Origin of the sequence: Corallococcus aberystwythensis, from assembly GCF_003612165.1 — a bacterium.
GTDB lineage: Bacteria > Myxococcota > Myxococcia > Myxococcales > Myxococcaceae > Corallococcus > Corallococcus aberystwythensis.
This window is the reverse complement of sequence record NZ_RAWK01000250.1, coordinates 1-14,817: the sequence shown is the minus strand read 5'-3', so window position 1 is coordinate 14,817 and position 14,817 is coordinate 1. Positions and strand designations below refer to the sequence as shown.

Annotated in this window: 9 protein-coding genes; 6 read left to right on the top strand and 3 right to left on the bottom strand. The window is 69.4% G+C overall.

Annotated elements, in window-relative coordinates; all coding sequences use genetic code 11:
* Positions 1–556: 556 nt before the first annotated feature.
* A complete protein-coding gene (locus tag D7W81_RS32020; RefSeq protein WP_147445693.1) occupies positions 557–7,324 on the top strand; it encodes an Ig-like domain-containing protein in 6,768 nt (2,255 codons plus the stop codon).
* A gap of 339 nt (positions 7,325–7,663) precedes the next feature.
* Positions 7,664–8,896 carry a cell division protein FtsZ gene (gene ftsZ / locus D7W81_RS32015; RefSeq protein ID WP_120559201.1) on the top strand — a complete coding sequence of 411 codons (1,233 nt, stop codon included), beginning with the start codon at positions 7,664–7,666 and terminating at the stop codon, positions 8,894–8,896.
* A gap of 18 nt (positions 8,897–8,914) precedes the next feature.
* On the opposite strand, the gene D7W81_RS32010 is transcribed toward ftsZ, so the two are convergent.
* Complete coding sequence (locus D7W81_RS32010; RefSeq protein ID WP_233585132.1) at positions 8,915–9,259, bottom strand: hypothetical protein; 345 nt, start codon at positions 9,257–9,259, stop codon at positions 8,915–8,917.
* Positions 9,260–9,432: 173 nt separating this feature from the next.
* Here D7W81_RS32010 and D7W81_RS32005 point away from each other — a divergent pair, with 173 nt between their 5' ends.
* From D7W81_RS32005 to D7W81_RS31995, 3 genes are read left to right on the top strand one after another with little or no spacing between them, the layout of a single operon-like run.
* Positions 9,433–10,782: an acetyl-CoA carboxylase biotin carboxylase subunit gene (locus tag D7W81_RS32005; RefSeq protein WP_120559197.1), complete on the top strand. Its 1,350-nt coding sequence runs from the start codon at positions 9,433–9,435 to the stop codon at positions 10,780–10,782.
* 27 nt (positions 10,783–10,809) lie between these two features.
* On the top strand, positions 10,810–11,022 hold the full coding sequence (locus tag D7W81_RS32000) for a biotin/lipoyl-binding carrier protein (RefSeq protein ID WP_120559196.1): 213 nt from the start codon (positions 10,810–10,812) through the stop codon (positions 11,020–11,022).
* Between the two features lie 15 nt (positions 11,023–11,037).
* Complete coding sequence (locus D7W81_RS31995) at positions 11,038–11,802, top strand: enoyl-CoA hydratase/isomerase family protein (RefSeq protein WP_120559195.1); 765 nt, start codon at positions 11,038–11,040, stop codon at positions 11,800–11,802.
* Here D7W81_RS31995 and D7W81_RS31990 read toward each other — a convergent pair.
* Positions 11,799–12,392, bottom strand: coding sequence for a response regulator (locus D7W81_RS31990; RefSeq protein ID WP_014398871.1), 594 nt, complete (start codon positions 12,390–12,392; stop codon positions 11,799–11,801). The two genes, D7W81_RS31995 and D7W81_RS31990, sit on opposite strands and share 4 nt — an antisense overlap.
* A gap of 42 nt (positions 12,393–12,434) precedes the next feature.
* A complete protein-coding gene (locus D7W81_RS31985) occupies positions 12,435–14,300 on the bottom strand; it encodes an FHA domain-containing protein (protein ID WP_244227559.1) in 1,866 nt (621 codons plus the stop codon).
* Between the two features lie 108 nt (positions 14,301–14,408).
* Between D7W81_RS31985 and D7W81_RS31980 the strand changes: the two genes are divergently transcribed.
* Positions 14,409–14,817: rhomboid family intramembrane serine protease (locus D7W81_RS31980; RefSeq protein ID WP_244227558.1), on the top strand; the 409-nt coding region annotated here is incomplete at its 3' end.

Sequence of the window (14,817 nt, the reverse complement as noted above, 5' to 3'; positions counted from 1 at the left end):
ACTGCTGCGCGCATGCCTCCGACTTGGCCCTGGGGCCGCTGGAGAGCACCTGCTACGCGCTCCAGGACGCGGCGCGCTGGTACCACCCCAAGGAGCGCTGCGCGCAGCTGGAGTTTGAGTTGCTGCGTCGATTTCGGGAGCGGGGTCGATTTCGGCGAATGGCGCGCAGGGCACCGATACGACGGTGGGCACGTCTTCGGAAGGCTTCCCGGTCAATGGCAATGATGCGGCGGGCGGCGGTGGAGCGGGTGGTCTGTTGTACCTGCGCGTCTCGGGAAACCTGTCGTGCGGCACCGGTTCGGTGTCGGCTAACGGTGGGCGGGGTGGCATCGCCAACTACGATGAGCACGGCCCGGGCGGTGGCGGTGGCGGTGGGCGCATCTTGTTCCAGAGTGGCTCGGGAGCCTGCTCCCCGACTGTTTCAAGAGGTGAGGCGGGGACGCAGCTCCTGACCACTTCCCCGTTCGGACCGACCTACGGAGCGATTCCGGGCAACCCGGGTGTCATCACGACCCTGACGGGGCCGTTGGTTCCAGCAAATCCGAATACTCCCACTGTGACGACGCCGCCCAATGGTTCCACCACGGGTAACAAGCCGACGTACACGGGCACCACGCCGGGCGGTGGCAACCAGCTCGTCGTCGTCGTCGTGGATGGCGTCGAAATCGGCCGGACGACGTCCGATGCGGCGGGCAACTGGAGCTTCCCGCAGCCCACCGTCCTGACGAACGCGAACCACACCGTGTACGCGTACACGGAGCTTCAAGGCATCGCGAGCGCCAAGAGCAACACCAACACTTTCACGGTCAACGCCACTCCCCCGGACACGACCATCACCAGCGGTCCGGGCACGGGCTCGGGGTCGTCAACGACGAGCACCACCGCCACCTTCACCTTCACCGCCACGAAGGCGGACGCGACCTTCCAGTGCGACCTGGGCAGCGGCACCTTCACCGCATGCCCCACGCCCCAGACGTACTCGAACCTGAGCCCGGGCACGTACACGCTGCAGGTTCGCGCCGTGGACAGCTCTGGCAACGTGGACCCCACGCCAGCGACCTACACCTGGACGGTGGTGTCGACCAATCCGACGGTGTCTGTCACCACGCCGGCTAGTGGCTCGACGGTGACGAACCCCACCAACGTGGTGGTGTCCGGCACGGCGGCGAATGCGACGACTGTCACGTTCACGCTGGGCGGGCAGAGCTACGGCCCCGTCGCGGTGACGGGCGGTAACTGGACGTACACGGTGCCTGGCCCGCTGGCCAATGGCTCGCAGACGGTGTCGGCGGTGTCCACCAACGGCACCACCAACAGCACCCCCGCGACCTCCACCTTCACGGTGGCCGGGCCGACGGTGGCCGTCACCACGCCGGCCAATGGCTCGACGGTGACGAACCCCACCAACGTGGTGGTGTCTGGCACGGCGGCGAATGCGACGACTGTCACGTTCACGCTGGGCGGGCAGAGCTACGGCCCCGTCGCGGTGACGGGTGGTAACTGGACGTACACGGTGCCTGGCCCGCTGGCCAACGGCCCGTACACGGTGTCGGCGGTGTCCACCAACGGCACCACCAACAGCACCCCCGCGACCTCCACCTTCACGGTGGCGGGCCCGACGGTGGCCGTCACCACGCCGGCCAATGGCTCGACGGTGACGAACCCCACCAACGTGGTGGTGTCCGGCACGGCGGCGAACGCGACGACTGTCACGTTCACGCTGGGCGGGCAGAGCTACGGCCCCATCGCGGTGACGGGCGGTAACTGGACGTTCACGGTGCCTGGCCCGCTGGCCAACGGCCCGTACACGGTGTCGGCGGTGTCCACCAACGGCACCACCGACAGCACCCCCGCGACCTCCACCTTCACGGTGGCAGTGTCGACGCCGACGGTGGCCATCAGCACTCCGGCCAACGGTTCGACGGTGCCGAACCCGAATGTGACGGTGACCGGTACGGCCACGAACGCGACGAGCGTGACCGTGAGGTTCCAGGGCACGGACTACCCCGCGACGCTGAGCGGCGGTAACTGGACCGTGGCGCTGCCCGGTCCGCTGGCTGACGACACGTACACCGTGACCGCTGTGTCCACGAACAGCTCGGGCACGAACAGCACGACCGCCACCTCCACCTTCACGGTGGACCAGACGCCTCCGACGGTGGCGATCAGCACCCCGCTCGACGGCTCCACGCTCAACACTCCGAACGTGACGGTGACGGGCACGTCCACGGGCGCGTCGTTCGTGACGCTCGTCTTCAACGGTGCCAGCCACGGCCCCTTCAGCGTGGACCCCTCCACTGGCAACTGGAGCTACGCGCTGCCCGGCCCGCTGGCGGATGGCTCGTACACCGTGACCGCGACGGCCACGGATGCGGCGGGCAACACCAGCACGCCGGACGAAATCTCCTTCACGGTGGACCTGACGGCACCGACGGTGGCCATCAGCACGCCTCCCGACGGCGCCATCATCGGCACCAGCACGGTGACGGTGACGGGTACCTCCACGGGCGCGACGTCCGTGACGCTGACCTACAGCGGCACGGAGTATGGCCCCGCCGTCGTGGATGCTTCCGGCAACTGGAGCTACACGCTGCCCGTGTCTCTGCCTCTGGGCTCCAACACCGTGACCGCGGTGTCCACGGACGCGGCAGGCAATCAGAGCACGCCCGACAGCTCCACCTTCACGGTGGACCTGACGGTCCCCACGGTCGCCATCTCCACGCCGGCCGACGGCACCTCGGTGAACACCGGCACGGTGACCGTGACCGGTACGACGACGAACGCGACCTCCGTGACGCTCACCTTCGACGGCACGAGCCTCGGCTCCATCCCCGTGGATGGTTCCGGCAACTGGAGCTACACGCTGCCCGGTACCCTGAATGAGGGCGAGTACACCGTGACCGCGGTGTCCGTGAACGGCGCGGGCACCACCAGCGCGACCGCGACCTCCACCTTCACGGTGGACCTGACCGCGCCGACCGTCGCCATCAGCACCCCGGCGGACGGCTCGACGGTGGGCACCGACAGGGTGACCGTCACCGGTACGTCCACGGGCGCGACGTCCGTGACGCTGACCTACAACGGCAACAACTACGGCCCCACCCCGGTGGACGGCTCGGGCAACTGGAGCTACCAGCTTCCCCTGTCCCTGCCGGAGGGCTCCATCACCGTGACCGCGACGGCCACGGACGCCGCGGGCAACCAGAGCCCGCCGGACGACACCACCTTCACGGTGGACCTGACGACGCCGGAAGTCGACATCACCGCTCCGGCGGACGGCGCGACGGTTGTCTCCAACACGGTGACCGTCACCGGCACCTCCGTGGGCGCCACCTCCGTGACGGTGACCTTCGAGGGCACGGCCTCCAGCCCCATCCCGGTGGATGCGTCCGGCAACTGGAGCTACACGCTGCCCGGCCCCCTGGCCGACGCCACCTACACGGTGACGGCGGTGTCCACGGACGCGGCGGGCAACCAGAGCCCTCCTGACAGCTCCACCTTCACGGTGGACGCGACCGCGCCGACGGTGGCCATCACCACTCCGGCCAACGGCACCACGGTAACGAACCCGAACGTGACGGTCACCGGTACGACCACGGGCGGTGCGACGAGCGTGACCCTGTCCTTCCAGGGCACGGACTATGGCTCCATCACGGTGGATGCCTCCGGCAACTGGAGCCAGGTGCTGCCCGGCCCGCTGGCCAATGGCCCCTACACGGTGACGGCGGTGGCGGAGGACGCGGCGGGCAACATCAGCACGACCGCGACCTCCACCTTCACGGTGGCAGCGCCGGCCCCGACCGTGGCCATCACCACGCCGGCCAATGGTTCCACGACGACCAACCCCAACGTGACGGTCACGGGGACGACCACGGGCGCGACGAGCGTGACCGTGACCTTCCGTGGCATCGACTACGGCTCCATCACGGTGGATGCCTCCGGCAACTGGAGCCAGGCTCTGCCCGGCCCCCTGGCCAACGGCTCATACACGGTGACGGCGGTGGCGGAGGACGCGGCGGGCAACACCAGCACGACCGCGACCTCCACCTTCACGGTGAACACGCCGGCCCCGACGGTGGCCATCACCACGCCGGTCAACGGCACCACGGTGACGACCACCACCGTGACGGTGACGGGCACCTCCGCGAACGCCACGTCCGTCACGGTGACGTTCCAGGGCACGAACTACGGCCCCATCGCGGTGAATGCCTCCGGCAACTGGAGCCAGGCGCTGCCCGGCCCGCTGGCGGACGGCACGTACACCGTCACGGCGGTGTCCACGAACGGCGCGGGCACGAACAGCTCGACCGCGACCACCACGTTCACCGTCGACCAGGCGGGCACGCGGGACACGGACAACGACGGCCTGCCGGACGTGGAGGAGGTCACCCAGGGCACGGATCCGAACAACCCGGACACCGACGACGACGGCATCCCCGACGGCGTCGAGGTCAAGGTGGGCGGCACGGATCCGCTCGACGACGACTCGGATGACGACGGCATCCTCGACGGCAACGAGGACAAGAACCACGACGGCCTCGTCGGCGCCGACGAGACGGACCCGAACAACATCGACACGGACGGCGATGGTCTGACGGACGGCGTGGAACTGGGCCTCACCGAGCCCCAGGGCGACGACACCGACCCGTCCAAGTTCGCGGCGGACAAGGACCCCTCGACGAAGAGCAACCCGCTGGACGGCGACACGGATGACGACGGTCTGCTCGACGGCAACGAGGACGCCAACCACGACGGCCTCAAGGACCCGGCGGAGACGGATCCGAACGACATCGACACGGACAAGGATGGCCTGACGGACGGTCTGGAGCTGGGCCTCACCCAGCCCCAGGGTGACGACACCAACCTGGAGAAGTTCGTCGCGGATCAGGACCCCGACACCAAGACGAACCCGCTCGACAACGACACCGACCACGGCGGCGTGTTCGACGGCATCGAGGACAAGAACCACAACGGCCGCGTGGATGTGCTGGAGACCGACCCGAACAACCCCGCGGACGACCAGGACGCGGACGGCGACGGCATCGACAACGCCACGGAGCTGGAGAAGGGGACGGATCCGTTCGACTCCGACACCGACGACGACGGCGTGCCGGACGGCCTCGACGGGCTGACCGACACGGACGGCGACGGCCTCATCGACGCGCGCGACCCCGACAGCGACAACGACGGCATCCTCGACGGCACGGAGTCGGGCGTCACCGCGGAGACCGCTCCGCCGGGCACCGACATGACGTCCCCGAACTTCAAGCCGGACGCGGACCCCTCGACGAAGACGGATCCGAAGAAGCCGGACACGGACGGCGACGGCCTGAAGGACGGCGAAGAGGACGCCAACCACGACGGCCGCCGTGACGCGACGGAGACGGATCCGACCATGAAGGACACCGACCAGGGCGGCCGCGACGACGGCACGGAGGTGAACGGCGGCACCGACCCGCTCGACGCCGACGATGACTTCCTGGATGAGTTCCTGGTGGTGGGCCACGGCTGCAACACGGGCGGCTCCGGTTCGCTGGCGCCCTTCGCGCTGATGCTGCTGGCGCTGCCCCTGGTGGGCCGCCGCTTCCGCCGCGCCGGGGCCTTCCTGGCGCGCGCGGGTGGGGCGCTGGCCGTGTTCGTCACGGCCCTGTTCGCGGGCACCACGGCCCACGCGCAGGCGACCGGCGCGTCGCAGGCCATCGACGTGCAGCAGTACAAGCCGGGCCCGGGCGTCGCGGACGTGCTCGCGGTGCACGGCGCGAAGGTGCAGCGGCACCTGGGGTGGAACGTGGGGCTGTCGGTCAACTACGCCGACAAGCCGCTCAACTTCTTCAACCCCCGCACGGACACGTACGTCACCTCCCTGGTGAAGAGCCAGGTGGGCTTCGACCTGATGGGCGCCATCGGCATCTACGACCGGTTCGAAATCGGCGTCGTGCTGCCCATCACCATCCAGGGCTCGGAGAACTCGCCGACCGTGGACTCCTCCTTCGCCAACGGGGTGAGCGGGGGCGGCATCGGCGACCTGCGCCTCATCCCGAAGGCGCGGCTGCTGGACGGTGACAACTACGGCCTGTCCGTGGTGGTGCCCGTGTCGCTGCCCACCGGCGGCGCCTCGGACTTCCTCGGTGGGTCGGGCGTGTCCGTCAACCCGCGCGTGGTGGCGGAGTACGGCAAGCGCTTCCGCGTGCTCGCCAACGTGGGCGTGGACATCCGCAAGGCGCAGCAGCTGCGCAACCTGAACGTCGGCAGCGCGCTGGCGTACGGGGTGGGCGCGGAGGCTCCGCTGGGCGACCTGCCGCTGGCCGTCCAGGCCTCGCTGGTGGGCGCGCTGGGCTTCAAGGAGCAGAACGAGGAGGAGCGTCCGCTGGAGCTGCTCGCGGCCCTGAAGTACCGCGCGCCCAGTGGCCTGTCCGCGCAGGTGGGCGCGGGCCCGGGCCTCACGCACGGCTACGGCACGCCGACCTTCCGCGTGCTCGCGTCCATGGCCTACACCACCCCGGAGCGCGCCCCGGCGCCGCCCCGGCCGGTGTGCCCGGAGGGCCCGGAGGACTTCGACGGCTTCCAGGACCAGGACGGCTGCGCGGACCCGGACAACGACGGCGACGGCATCGTGGACACGGCGGACAAGTGCCCCAACGAGCCGGAGACGGTGAACGGGTTCGAGGACGCCGACGGCTGCCCGGACACGAAGCCCGCGCCGCCTCCGCCCGCGCCGGTGGACACGGACGGCGACGGCCTGATGGACCCGGACGACAAGTGCCCCAACGCGCCCGAGGACAAGGACGGCTTCCAGGACGAGGACGGCTGCCCGGATCCGGACAACGACAAGGACGGCATCCCCGACACGGCGGACAAGTGCCCGCTGGAGCCGGAGACCATCAATGGCGTGGAGGACGAGGACGGCTGCCCCGACAAGGGCAAGGTCAAGGTGCTCGTCGAGGGCGAGCGCATCCTCATCCTGGAGAAGGTCTACTTCGCCACGAACAAGGACGTCATCCTGCCGCGCTCGTTCCCCATCCTGAAGCAGGTGGCCGCCGTGCTGCGCGCCAACCCGCAGGTGGAACTGCTGCGCGTCGAGGGCCACACGGACAGCCAGGGCAACGATGCCGCCAACCTGGACCTGTCCAAGCGCCGCGCCGCCAGCGTGAAGACGTTCCTCATGAACGAGGGCATCGCGGGCGAGCGCCTGGAGTCCGAGGGCTTCGGTGAGTCGAAGCCGGTGGACACCAACAAGACGGCCGCGGGCCGCGAGAACAACCGCCGCGTGGAGTTCAACATCACGCGGATGGGCAAGGTGGAAGTGGAGAAGCCCGCCCCGTAGCGCTTCACTCCCGGAATGAAACACGGAAGGCCCGGTTCCCCCGAGGGAGCCGGGCCTTTTCGTCATCCGCGCCCCGTCCTGTCACGTCATGCGCGCGCGAAACGCGCGGACGACTGACCACGGCGAGTCACCGCGCGCGAGTCAAGAGGGTGTTTGCGCGCGCGAGATGTCCGCATGCCCGGCGATGCCACACGCGTAAGTGGGCGTCAGGACTCGGTCGCGCAGCAGGGCGCTACAGGCTGGTAGCGGAATACTTGCCAAAGCGCCCGACTTCCTGATGATTGTCGACGGTGGGTGTTTCCGCGGACGGCGCCGCGGTGCTTCCGCCACGAGGACGACATGGACCAGTTCGAGCAGAACAAGCAGGCCGCGAAGATTCGTGTCGTGGGCGCGGGCGGGGCGGGCTGCAACGCGGTCAACACGATGATTCTGTCGAAGCTGGACCGCGTCGACTTCATCGCCGCCAACACCGATGTCCAGGCGCTCGCCGCGAGCAAGGCTCCCACGCGCCTGCAGCTGGGCCAGGCGCTCACCAAGGGCCTGGGCGCGGGCGCCAACCCGGAGATGGGCCGCGAGGCCGCCCTGGAGTCGCGCGATCAGATCGCCGCGGTGCTGGAAGGCGCCGACATGGTGTTCGTCACCGCGGGCATGGGCGGTGGCACCGGCACGGGCGCCGCGCCCATCATCGCGGACATCGCCAAGAGCCTGGGCTGCCTCACGGTGGGCGTCGTCACCAAGCCGTTCCTGTTCGAAGGCAACAAGCGCCGCAAGCAGGCCGAGCAGGGCATCGTGGAGCTCAAGGCTGCGGTGGACACGCTCATCACCATTCCCAACCAGCGCCTGCTGTCGCTCTCCAACGAGCCCATGCCGCTGCTGGAGACCTTCAAGCGCGCGGATGAGGTCCTGCTCAACGCCGTGCAAGGCATCAGCGACCTCATCCAGTACCACGGCTACATCAACGTGGACTTCGCGGACGTGAAGACGATCATGAGCGACAAGGGCCTGGCGCTCATGGGCACGGGCCACGCCTGTGGTGACCGCCGCGCCATCACCGCCATGCAGCAGGCCATCTCCAGCCCGCTGCTGGAGGACGTCTCCATCGACGGCGCCACGGGCCTGCTCATCAACATCACCGGCGGCCGCGACATGACCCTGCAGGAGGTCAACGAGGCGCTGACGCTGGTGCACGACTCGGCGGACGGCGAGGCGGAGATCATCTTCGGGTCGCTCATCGACGAGCAGATCCAGGACGAGGTGAAGATCACCATCATCGCCACGGGCTTCGTGCACCGGGACGCGCCCAAGGTGCGCTCCATGGCGCAGGTGGTCCAGGTTCCGCTGGTAGGCCGTCCCTCCACGCCGCCGATGGCGCTGTCCTCGCCGCGCGAGGAGGTGGCCAGCCTGGTGCCCGCGAAGAGCACGCCCCGTCCGACGATGTCCACCGTGGAGACGCCCAAGTCCATGCAGAGCGCGCGCACGGCCGTGGTGAAGGACGCGGCGCTGCCCCTGGACGAGGATCAGTTCGACATCCCCACGTTCCTGCGCCGCCAGGGCCAGACGGAGCTGCCGTAGCTCAGGCAGCGGGGAAGGCTAACCGCGGGGGAGGCGGGCGACGCTCGCCGTGCCCCTGCCGGTGAGGCGGTCACACTTGGTGAACAGTCCGTCCACCTCGTCGTAGAGCGCGTCAATGCGCTCCGACGCGCTGGGGGCGGGGAGCAGGCCGTCGCCGGACAGCTCCTCCAGGCGGGTGCCGGCGCGCTGCAACAGCTGCAGGGCCTTGAGCAGCGAGCGGCCCTGCTGCGTGCCGTCAGGCGTGAAGAGGGTGCCGCCCTCGTAGAGCGTCACCAGATTGGCGCGGGTGTCCTGCTGCCGCTGGTTGAGCCGGTTCCGGTACAAGTCCAGACGGCGGGCGCGGCGGGCACCATGCAGGTCCACGACGCTGTGCGTTCCTGTCGAGGGAGGCTTCACGTCGGGCAAGGTACGCCAGGGGTTCGCAAGTCCGCAAATTTACGGGACTGTACGGACCTGTTGCGCACCTGCCCGGACGCTTGTCAGTCAAGGGGGTGGGGGTTAGTTTGGCCGCCCTTCGTTCCGCCAGGGTGCCTGCCATGTTCCAGAAGCTGCTCATCGCCAACCGGGGTGAAATCGCGCGTCGCATCGGGGCCGTGGCCCGGGGCATGGGCGTGAAGACGGTGGCGGTGCACTCGGACGCGGACGTGAACCTGCCCTTCGTGAAGGAGGCGGACGAGGCCGTGCGCATCGGCCCCGCGCCCGCGAAGGACAGCTACCTGAGCATCCCCGCCATCCTGGAGGCCGCGAAGAAGACGGGCGCGCAGGCGGTGCACCCGGGCTACGGCTTCCTGTCGGAGAACGGCGAGTTCGCGCAGGCGTGCGCGGACGCGGGGCTGACCTTCGTGGGCCCGCCGCCGGAGGCCATGGCGCGGATGAAGGACAAGAGCCAGGCGCGCAAGCTGGTGTCCGCCGCGGGCGTGCCGGTGGTGCCGGGCAGCGACGGCGTGCTTCCGGACGTGCAGAGCGCCCTGGAGGCCGCGGAGCGCATCGGCTACCCGGTGCTGTGCAAGGCCGCCAGCGGCGGTGGCGGCATCGGCATGGCGGCGGCGAGCAACCCCGCGGAGCTGGAGAAGGTCTACCGCCAGTGCACGGACCGCGCGAAGGCCGCCTTCGGCCGCGAGGGCGTGTACCTGGAGCGCTACTTCCCGGCGCCCCGCCACATCGAGGTCCAGATTCTGGGCGACACCCACGGCCACCTCATCCACGGCCTGGAGCGCGAGTGCTCCATCCAGCGCCGGCACCAGAAGGTGGTGGAGGAGGCCCCGTCGGTGCTGTTCGCCAATGGACGGAACGCGGCGCTGGCGGACACGCTCTTCACGGCGGCCGTCACCGCGGCGAAGACGTTCGGCTACGCGAACGCGGGCACGGTGGAGTTCCTGTACTCGGACGGGCAGGTGTACTTCATCGAGATGAACGCCCGGCTCCAGGTGGAGCACCCGGTGACGGAGCTGACCACGGGCCTGGACCTCATCGGCTGGCAGCTGCGAATCGCCGCGGGCGAGCGGCTGACGGTGAAGCAGGAGGACGTGAAGCGCAAAGGGGCGGCGCTGGAGTTCCGCATCTACGCGGAGGACCCGGTGAAGTACTTCCCGTCCCCCGGCCCGCTGAAGGTCTTCCAGCCCCCCACGGGCGAGGGCGTGCGCCTGGACTCCGGCTACGCGGAAGGGGACGTGGTGACGCCGAACTACGACCCGATGATCGCCAAGCTCATCATCAGCGGCGCCACGCGCGACGAGGCCATTGCCCGCGCGGTGAAGGCGCTGGAGTCCTTCCGCATCGAAGGCATCAAGACGAACATCCCGCTCCACCTGCGCATCCTGAAGGACCCTGCCTTCAGCGCCGGCGAGCTGGACACGCACTTCCTGGATCATCACGCGAAGCCTTAAGTTTTCCCACCCGAGGAGGGACGGTTCATGGCGGACGTTGCGGCGCACATCACGGGCACGGTGTGGAAGATCGAAGTGAAGGTGGGCGACACGGTGGATGCCGGCACCACGCTCGTCATCCTCGAGTCCATGAAGATGGAGATGCCGGTGGAGGCCGAAGAGGGCGGCACGGTGAAGGAGATCCGCTGCAAGGAAGCGCAGGCGGTCAACGAGGGCGACGTCCTCGTGGTGCTCGGGTAGCCGCGGGCTCCAAGGATGGAGCCCACGCTGGAGGTGGAGGATCGCGAGGGCGGTGTCCGGGTGCTCACCGTCTCCAACCCGTCGCGGCGCAACGCGCTGAATGACGCGTTGCTGGCCCGGCTGGACGCGGCGCTGGAGCCCGCGGGCCACGTGCGCGCGCTCCTGGTGCGCGGCCAGGGCGGGCACTTCTGCGCGGGCTATGACTTGACGCACCTGGGGCCGCCGGGCGCGGACGGGCGGCTGCCGGATGACCCGCTGGTGGCGTGCCTGCTGAAGCTGGAGCGGCACCCGGCGCCGTCGGTGGCGCTGGTGCAGGGCGGCGCGGTGGGCGCGGGCTTCGACCTGGCGGCCTCCTGCGACTTCCGCGTGGGCGCGGCCGACGCGTTCTTCCTCATGCCTCCGGCCCGGCTGGGCATCGTGTACTCGCCGGAGGGGCTGGCGCGGGCGGTGCGCCTGGTGGGGCTGTCACGCGCCAAGCAGCTGTTCCTCACCGCGCGGCGGCTGCCGGCGGCGGAGGCGCTCGCGTGGGGCTTGCTGGATGAGTGCCCCGAGGACGCGGAAGGGCGCGCGCTGGCGCTGTGCGCGACGCTGGCCGCGGGGGCGCCCAGGGCGGTGTCGGGGATGAAGGAGGCGTTCGGGCTGCTCTCGCGCTCCGGGGTGTCCCCGGAGGACGTCGCGCACCTGCGTCAGGTGCGCGGCGAGGCGTTTGGCAGCGAGGATGCGAAGGAGGGGCGCGCGGCCTTCTTGGAGAAGCGCGCGCCCCGTTTCACCGGCCGCTAGGTGTCGCCGAACAGCTCGCCCATGCGCAGCTGGAGCGCGGAGGCGATCTTGTAGAGCGACGAGATGGACGCGGAGGATTCCGCGCGCTCAATCTGGGACAACAGGGACACGGACAGGCCGGTGCGGCGGGCCAGCTGCTTGAGCGTGAGCTCTTGCGTCTTGCGCGCGTCGCGGATGGTGCGGCCGATGGCGCGGTGCAGGTCTGCTTCCGGGTCCTGGGACAGACCCTTCTTCTGCAACGCGTTGCGCACGGCGGCCGTGAACTGCTCCGGCTCCATGGGCTTCTTCACGTAGTCGGACGCCTGCGCCTTGAGCGACGCGACGGCCGTGTCCACGGTGGGGTAGGCCGTGGCGACGATGACCGCGATGTCCGTGTCGTACTTGCGGATCAGCTCCAGCACTTCGGTGCCAGACATCTGCGGCATCATCATGTCGAGGATGACGAGGTGGAAGTCGGAGCCCCGGAGAATGTCCACCGTCTGCGTGGGGTCAGTGGTGGTGACGACCTCGTAGCCTTCACGGGTCAGCACGAGCTTGAGGTAGTCGCAGTTGTCCTGCTCGTCATCAACTACCAGGATGCGAATCTGCACAGCGTCTCCTCGCTGCAGGGTTGAGGGAAGTGCTGCGGGGATTTACTCGCCATTCTTCGTGGCGGGGGGATTTTGCGCCTGATGCCGTGGCTCTCCGGTCATCTTGGTCAGGGCCTGGATCACCAGGTCCCGCTTGGGATAGCCCTCGGGCGTGAGCGTGAGGAACGTCTCGTAGTGCCGCTCGGCCATCTTGCGGTCCTTGAGCTTCGCGTACACCGCGCCCAGCATGAGGTGGCACTCGGGGACCTTGGGCGCGAGCACCGCGCAGTCCTTGGCGATCTCCAGGGCACCGTTCGGGTCCTGGGCCTTGGTCAGGGCGAGGACCTGATTCTGGATGTCGCCGATTCTCTTGGCCACGTCCGCCGGCTTCATGCTCTGCATGAACTCGGACGTGGGCTTCTCATCGGACTTCTTGGGCGCGGTGGCGGTCGTTCCCGGGTCGTCCTGCGGCGGGGTCTCCGTCAGCTGGGTCTCCTGCGCGGCCTTCTGCTGCGCTTCGGTCAGCTGCTCGTTCAGGGCCAGACGGTCCTTCGCGAAGACCGTGTCCTCGGGCACGCCCGCGAGGCTCCGGGTCGCGTTGTCCACGTCGTTGGCCTTGAGGAGACGGCGCGTCGTGGCCAGGTCCTTCTCCGCCTTGCGCTCCTTGTCCAGCCGCGCCTGGAGCCCGTCCAGGTTCGCGGCCGGAAGCGCCTTGGCCTTGCGGAGCGCTTCGAGCGCGGTGCCGGCGGCGTTCAACTTGCCCGCCTGGAGCGCGTCCAGGAAGGGCTGATCCGCCGGGGGCCCCGGTGCCTTCTCCGGCGTCGCGGGCGGATTCGCGGCCACGGTCTCCGGGGGCTTCGCCTGGGGCGGGGGCTCCGGGATGGGCTGCGGATCCGTGGCGGCCACGGGGGGCGTGGTTTCCGGCGGCTTGGGCAGCAGGTCCTGCCCCTTCACCACGAAGAGCGCCGCGCCCGCGCCAATGGACAGGAACACGATGACGGCGGCCACCCACATCTTCTTGGAGCCGGAGCGGCCCTGCGCGGCGATGTCCTCCGCCAGCGAGCCCGGCCCCACGAAGCGCAGCTTCACGTGGCCCATCTCGATGATGTCACCGTGAGCGAGCGTCGCCTGGGCGTAGCTCTCACCGTTGACCGTCATCCCGTTGGCCGACTGCATGTCGATGACGCGCCACTCGCCGGTCTCCTCGCGCACGATCTTCGCGTGCGTGCGGGACAGCGAGCGGTGGTCCAGCGCCACGTCGTTCTCCGACGTGCGGCCGATCCGCAGCTCCGTGCGGTTGCAGTCGTACTCCTGGCCCTTGAACTCGTTGGGGGCGAGCACCAGCAGGCGGGGCTGCTCGTCCTCCGGGACGCGCTCCACGCGCCGGGGCCGGTCCGCCTCCATCTGGTCCATGCGGATGATGGACGTGGCGTTGCGGCGCGCCTCGGCGGACACGGGCGTGTGGCCGGGCTCGTCGCCGTCCTCATCGTCCTCCGCCTCGTCCTCGCCATCCACCATGGTGTCGCGTGGGGCGGGGCCGCCGCGGTCGTCCTCGTCCTCTTCCGGTTCCGGCTCTGGCCGGCGGGAGGCGGGTACCTTGGCGGTGATGGCGCCAGCGGGGGCGGCGGCGTTGGCCGTGCCCTCGACCTGCAGTGCCAGATCGTAGTCGCCAATCTGGATGAGGTCGCCCTCCTTGAGAGGGAGCTGGCCTGCGACGCGTTCACCGTTGATCCGGGTGCCGTTGTAGCTCCCCAGGTCTTCGAGCACGACGTGTCCATTGAGGCGCACCAGCCGGGCGTGTCGACGTGACACGTTCCGCTCGGTCAGGCGGATCGTGTTGCCCTCCTGACGGCCAATGGTGATTTCGTCGCGCACGAAGGGAACAACGGTCTTGCGCCCCTCGTCGTCTTCGATGATGAGCTTCAGCACGGGTCCGGTCCGAGTACAGCTATAGCAGAATGCCCTTTGCCGAGACAAGCCATGTATCCCCCGAGAACAACAGGGCTTTTCGCCCATCCCAGGGTCAGGGAAGCACTGTTGTCCATCGGTCGATTGGCCGGAAAGGGTGGGGAGCGCAGGATACCGGGGCTCACGATAGCGCTGATCGCGGCGCAGGCCATTCTCTACACCATGGTGGCCTCCGGAGGCCCACCCGGGGTGGACGTGCTGCTCCACTGGGGGGCCAAGTCCGGGCCGCTGGTGACGGACGCGGGGCAGGGGTGGCGGCTCCTGACGGCCAACCTCCTGCACCGGGACGCCCTGCACCTGGGGCTCAACCTGCTGGTGTTCGCGGGAGTGGGCACGGCGGTGGAGCGCGCGTGCCGCTGGTGGGACTATGTGGCGCTGCTCGCGGTGTCGGGCCTGGCGACGATGACGGGCTCGCTCTGGTGGTCGCCGGTGGTGAGCGTGGGCGCGTCGGGGTGGGTGTTCGGCTGCGTGGGGGCGC

Bases quoted from the DNA above. Each gene is read 5' to 3' on its own strand.
- ftsZ (WP_120559201.1), top strand. From the start codon at position 7,664: ATGGACCAGTTCGAGCAGAACAAGCAGGCCGCGAAGATTCGTGTCGTG.
- D7W81_RS32005 (WP_120559197.1), top strand. From the start codon at position 9,433: ATGTTCCAGAAGCTGCTCATCGCCAACCGGGGTGAAATCGCGCGTCGC.
- D7W81_RS32000 (WP_120559196.1), top strand. From the start codon at position 10,810: ATGGCGGACGTTGCGGCGCACATCACGGGCACGGTGTGGAAGATCGAA.
- D7W81_RS31995 (WP_120559195.1), top strand. From the start codon at position 11,038: ATGGAGCCCACGCTGGAGGTGGAGGATCGCGAGGGCGGTGTCCGGGTG.